Raw genomic sequence first — 5088 nt, 5'->3', positions numbered from 1 at the left:
TGGTTCCTGTTCTTCGCGCTGTGGTACCTGCTCGGCATTCCGCTGGGCCCGGGCGTGCCGGTGCGTTGATGCTCGCGGGTTCGTCGGTACCGCCGGATTGGCGGGGGCCGCTTTACGACGGCCCGCCGCCCGGCGGGTTCTTCGGCTTCAACGTCAGGATGTGGATGCTCACGCCCGTGCCGATGATGGCGAAGATCGCCCACGGCCAGGGCTTGCCGATCAGCCACGCGGACACGATGAGGCCGATCCACATCACGCCGAGGGTCTGCAGCTTGTACGCCAGGGTCATCTGCCCCGAGTAGTACTGGTTGAGGTACGAGCCGAAAACGCGGTGATTGAGCAGGTAGTTGAGCAGCCGGTCGGAGGCCTTGGCGAAGCACAGCGCCGACAGCAGCAGGAACGGCGTCGTCGGCAGCAGCGGCAGCGCGACGCCCAGCGCGCCGAGGCCCAGGCTGACCAGGCCGACGCCGTTGAGCGCCCAGCGCATCGCGCGCGATTTCACCGGCCGCAGCACCGGCGGGCCCGTGGTGGCCGACGCCTCCGGGCTCTGTTGGGGCCGGTCGCCGCGCGACTCAGGCGTCATCGGCGACCACGCCACGGACCATGCGGTGCAGGGCCTCGCGGACGGTGTCCTCGCCGGCACGGCCCGCGGACACGAGCTCCGCGCCGCACTGGATGGCGGAATCGATGATCGGCAGCGCGGAGACGGCGACGGGCCCGCCGGTCTCGCGCAGCAACGCATGGAGCACCGGCTCGAGCGCGTTGTGCGCCTCCTGCACCCGCGGATCCATGAATGCCTCGGGGATCTGCTGGGCCGCGGCCATCAGCTGCCCATGCTCGCCCTCGATGAACAGGCGGAACGTCTCGTCGACGTACACCTGCAGCCGCGCCAGGGGGTCGTCGCCCGCGGCGTCCATCGTGTCGACGATGCCGCCGGTCCAGGCGGGGATGACGTCGAGGAGCAGCTGCGCCACAAGGTCCTTCCGCGACTTCGCGTACAGGTACACGCTGGACCGCGCCAAACCCATGGCCTCGGCGACCTCGGTGAGGGTGGGGACGTTGCCGCCGGATTCGTTGATCAGCCGCTGCGCCGCGTCGAGCAGCGCGCGGTGCTGCGCGGCGCGGTGCTCCACGACGGTGGGGCCGGTGATCTTCGGCATGGCGTCTCCTCTCGGCGGGCGGTCGGGCCCCGCGTCGCGGGGCTCTATTTTTTCACCGTACTCCGGCGGCCTGCGGTTTCATATTGCTTGCCGACGGCCCCGCACAAAAAGTCGATAACCCTTGCGTGCCGGCGCCGCCTACGCCTCGCGGGGGCGGAGCTTGCCGTCGGCCATCTCCAGGACGCGGTCGCAGTGGCCGAGGACGCCGAGATCGTGGGTCACCATGACGGTGGCCACGCCCTCGTTGCGGGATTCCTCGGCGAGCAGCGCGACGATCTCCCGGGAGCGGCGGGTGTCCAGCGCGGCGGTCGGTTCGTCGACGAGCAACACGTCCGGGCCGCCGACCAGTGCGCGGGCGATGCCGATGCGCTGGCGTTCGCCGCCGGACAGCTGCCCGGGGCGGTGGCCGGCGCGGTGGCCCATGCCGACGGCCTCGAGCAGCTCCTCGTTCGACTTGCGGCCGCGGTGGCCGAGCAGGCGGGCGGCCAGTTCCAGCTGGTCGCGGGCCTTCAGCGAGGAGGGCAGGTTGCCGGACTGGAACACGAAGCCGATGTGCTCGCGGCGCACGCGGGCGAGGTCCTTGTCCTTCATGCCGGTGAGCACCTCGCCGCCGAGGGTGACGGTGCCGGACTGCGGCGTGGTCAGGGCGCCGGCCACGGCCAGCAGCGTCGACTTGCCGGAGCCCGACGGTCCGACGATGGCGACGAATTCGCCGGGCTGGACGGTGAGCGAGACGTCGTCGAGCGCGTGAACCGTCGAGTCGCCGTCGCCGAAGCTGACGGAGACGCGGTCCAGGACGAGAGCGGGATTGGTGTCGGTCATCGGTTCTCCCCCAGTGCGGTGAGCGGATCGGTGCGGGTGACGCGGAAGACGGCGACGGTGGCGCCGATCAGTCCGAAGACGAACAGCAGCGCGGCGCCGCCGGCGACGGGCGCGAGTTCGGTGGCGTACGGCATCGGCGAGGCCTCCAGGCCGGCGCCCAGGGCCAGCGCGATGGCGACGCCGACGCCGATGGACAGCGCGAGGATCACCACGGCCTGGCCGAGGCTGTCGCGCAGCAGGAAGCCCTTGGTGGCGCCCATGGCGCGCATGACGGCGATGTCGCCGGAGCGCTGGATGGTCCACACGAGGAAGAAGGCGCCGGTGACCAGGGCCGCGATGATGTAGAGGAACCACTCGATCATCGACAGCGTCATCATTTCGGGGCCGTAGCCCGGCGAGGACTCGAAGGATTCCTCGAGGGTGCGGGCGTCGGTGCCGGTCGCGGCGGACAGCGCCGCCAGGTCGGGGACGGTGCCCTCGTCGGTCTTGGCGACCACGACGCTGGCCTGGTCGTAGGCGTCGTCGGGGGCGGCCTCGCCATCGCGGGCGCCGGCATGGATTTCCTGCCACACGTCCAGGGGGACGTAGGCGATGTCGACGTGGCCGAAAGTGCGCTGGCCGTCGGCGAATCCGACGATGGTCAGCGGCGTGTCCAGGCGCTCGACGGTGATGACGTCGCCGATGTTCAGGCCCTCGTCCTTGAGCGGGGCGGAGACGACGATCTCGCGCGGGGTGCCCGTCGGCTCACCTGCGGGGCGGTCGGCGGGGTCGGCCATCGCGGGCAGCGACTCGCCGTCTACGGCGTCGCCGGCGGCGTCGGTGCCCGGCGACAGGAAGGAGTCGGGCTCGACGCCGATGAGGGTCAGGTCGACGGGCGTGCCCTCCTGGTTCTTCGCGTTGACGATGGTCAGGCCCATCGGCGCGGCCTCGGCCACTCCGTCTGCGGCGGCGACCTCGTCGACCTTGCCCAGGTCGACGATGGAGCGGGTGAACGCGGAGTCGGTCTTGGTGCCCTCCTCGAACGCGATGGCGTCGGCGTCCATGGCCTTGAGGCCGGACACGCCGTCGTTGACCAGGCCGGCGGTGAGGCCGGAGATGATCACGATGAGGATGGACATCAGGGCCAGCACGAGGCCCATCAGCAGGAATCGGGTGCGCGCGAAGAGCATTTCGCGCCAGGCCAGGAACATGGGGCCTCCGGGGTCGGCGGGTTGCGGTTGGTTCGGGCCGGCGGCCGCTCGCGCGGTCGCGCCGATCGCTTTACGACGGCCGCCCTCCATCCGCTTCGCCGAGGAGGAGAAAGATGCCGACGCAACGTCATCATGTTAACGACACTGTGTCGATATCATTAACTGGAAAGCGGCCTGACGTGGTTTTTGTGGCGTTTCTCACGACGACGGCGGTCACGTGAACATCGATACGTCGCAAAGCCAAAGCCCGTTCACCCGCGTACGGTCGGATTACATGCCGAGCAAGAACGTCACCTTCACCGGATCCACGGGCGAAACCATCGCCGCCACCATCGACCTGCCCGACGGCGAACCCCGCGCGTGGGCGTTGTTCGCGCATTGCTTCACCTGCAACCGCAAGGTGCCCGGCGCGGCGCGGACCTGCCGCGCGCTGGCCAAGCAGGGCATCGCGTGCCTGCGCTTCGACTTCACCGGACTCGGCGAATCCGGCGGGAACTTCGCCGACACGACCTTCCTGACCAACGTCGACGACCTCGTCGCCGCCTACGAATTCATGGACGCCGAGTACGAGGCGCCGTCGCTGCTGATGGGGCACTCGCTGGGCGGTGCCGCCGCGATCCTGGCGGGGCAGCGGATGCCGAAGGTCAAGGCCGTGGCGACGATCGGGGCGCCCTTCGACCCGGCGCACTCGATTTTCCACTTCGCCGACGCCATCGGCGACATCGACGCCCACGGCACCCAGACGCTGTCCATCGCCGGGCGCGACATCCCCATCTCCCGCGAATTCCTGGAGACGCTGGCCGACATCAACCCGGAGACGTACATCCACAAGCTGCGCAAGCCGCTGCTGCTGCTCCACTCCCCGACCGACCAGACCGTCGGCATCGACAGCGCGCAGAAGATCTTCCTCGTCGCCCGCTACCCGAAGTCGCTGATGTGCCTGGACAAGGCCGACCACCTGATGATCAAGCCCGGCGCCCCGCAGCGCGCCGCCGATCTGATCCGCACGTGGGTCGAGGCGTACCTGCCGGCGACGGTGGCGGCGTAGGGCTCGGCCGGGCCGAATCCACTGCGATTCCCTGGTAGACGTGGCAACATTGCAGCATGAGCGCAGTTAACCCGGACCAGCAGCCCCGCCCCGAGCAGGCCCTCGACGATGATCGGCGGCCGCACCCGGCCCCGTCCTCCGGGGCCCCGCGCTGGTACGCCCCGGCCGGCGTGATCCAGGGCTTCCGCGCCCCCGCCGCCGAGACCCGCGACCAGCATGTTCTCCGCGCGATCGGCATCCCCTACGCCTACGCCAACCGCCACGAGGTCCCGCAGCCGCTGACCACGCTGCCCGATGGCGGCATCGTCGTCGCCGATCAGCCCGGCCCGACGTGCCCGCAGCGGCCGTCGCCGGCGGGCAAGAAGATCGCGCCGCATGCGCAGCCCCGCCACCACGACGAGCACTGCCAGCACCTGGCCATCACCGTCCCCGACGGCACCGCCCCGAACGCGAAGTTGCCGGTCATGGTGTGGATCCACGGCGGCGCCAACGTCGCCGGCGGCGGTGACCTGCCCCGATTCGAGCCGTCTCAGATGGTGGCGGAGAACAACGTCATCGTCGCGTCGATCAATTTCCGACTGGGCGCGTACGGATTCCTCGGCGGCGGCGACGACCGCGCCGACGGCGTCCCGCCCTCCAACCTCGGCCTCATGGACATCCAGGCAGGCCTCGAGTGGATTCGTGCGAACATCGCGGCGTTCGGCGGCGACCCCGAGCAGATCACCATGTTCGGCCAGTCCGCGGGAGCCGACCACATCCTGTCGCTCATGGTCATCGCCGGCGCCGACAAGATCGGGGCGCCTCGACCGGGGCGCGGGGACGTCGACGAGCCCTATCGTCCCCCGTTCCGGCGCGCGATCCTGCAGTC

The 5088-nt window shown here is 70.2% G+C and carries 6 protein-coding genes; 2 read left to right on the top strand and 4 right to left on the bottom strand.

Annotated features, from left to right (window positions below; genetic code table 11):
• Window positions 1-112: 112 nt before the first annotated feature.
• The 4 genes from GX015_RS01390 to GX015_RS01375 all read right to left on the bottom strand — a co-directional run bounded on the left by GX015_RS01390 (window position 113) and on the right by GX015_RS01375 (window position 3172).
• A complete protein-coding gene (locus GX015_RS01390) occupies window positions 113-583 on the bottom strand; it encodes a YbaN family protein (protein WP_291342227.1) in 471 nt (156 codons plus the stop codon).
• The gene (locus tag GX015_RS01385; protein WP_291342226.1) at window positions 573-1160 is read right to left on the bottom strand and encodes a TetR/AcrR family transcriptional regulator; all 588 of its coding nucleotides are present in this window, start codon (window positions 1158-1160) and stop codon (window positions 573-575) included. The genes GX015_RS01390 and GX015_RS01385 overlap by 11 nt, the downstream gene beginning before the upstream one ends.
• A gap of 138 nt (window positions 1161-1298) precedes the next feature.
• On the bottom strand, window positions 1299-1982 hold the full coding sequence (locus GX015_RS01380; RefSeq protein WP_291342224.1) for an ABC transporter ATP-binding protein: 684 nt from the start codon (window positions 1980-1982) through the stop codon (window positions 1299-1301).
• Window positions 1979-3172, bottom strand: a complete 1194-nt coding sequence (locus tag GX015_RS01375) for an ABC transporter permease (protein ID WP_291342222.1) — start codon at window positions 3170-3172, stop codon at window positions 1979-1981. Before GX015_RS01375 ends, GX015_RS01380 begins: the two co-directional genes overlap by 4 nt.
• Before the next feature lie 274 nt (window positions 3173-3446).
• Here GX015_RS01375 and GX015_RS01370 point away from each other — a divergent pair, with 274 nt between their 5' ends.
• Window positions 3447-4220 (top strand): alpha/beta fold hydrolase, encoded by a 774-nt coding sequence (locus GX015_RS01370; protein WP_278827216.1) that lies wholly within the window; start codon window positions 3447-3449, stop codon window positions 4218-4220.
• 56 nt (window positions 4221-4276) lie between these two features.
• On the top strand, window positions 4277-5088 hold an 812-nt coding region (locus GX015_RS01365), incomplete at its 3' end, for a carboxylesterase family protein (protein ID WP_291342220.1).

The organism is Corynebacterium sp. (assembly GCF_012837295.1).
Classification (GTDB): Bacteria; Actinomycetota; Actinomycetes; order Mycobacteriales; family Mycobacteriaceae; genus Corynebacterium.
This window is presented reverse-complemented; position numbering and strand designations above follow the sequence as displayed.